This is a genomic window from Dietzia maris (assembly GCF_014144855.1).
GTDB lineage: Bacteria > Actinomycetota > Actinomycetes > Mycobacteriales > Mycobacteriaceae > Dietzia > Dietzia kunjamensis.
In genome coordinates this window covers 1-201 of record NZ_JAALDN010000269.1, presented here as the reverse complement: position 1 = coordinate 201, position 201 = coordinate 1, and the positions used below count along the sequence as shown (strand labels likewise).

Below are 201 nucleotides of genomic sequence, written 5' to 3'. Positions count from 1 at the left end.
GGCCTGCGTCGCCGCCTCATGGTCCCGGTCCCCGTCCTCACGCCCAAGCTGTCCTCCCTGTGGATGGGACTGGTCACCCCGCTCGAGCCCGGCCTGGCCAAGCCCCTGGTGGAGTCGCTGCGCTGCGAGGCCGTGGTGCTGGTCGACGATGCCGACGAGGTGCTCGGACCCCCGCCCGGCGGCCGGACCAGCTACCGGGAC

General features: G+C 74.1%; 1 pseudogene. It reads left to right on the top strand.

Features of this window, described 5'->3' with window-relative positions:
• A pseudogene (locus tag G6024_RS09365) lies at positions 1-201 on the top strand (oxidoreductase); the annotation flags it as partial.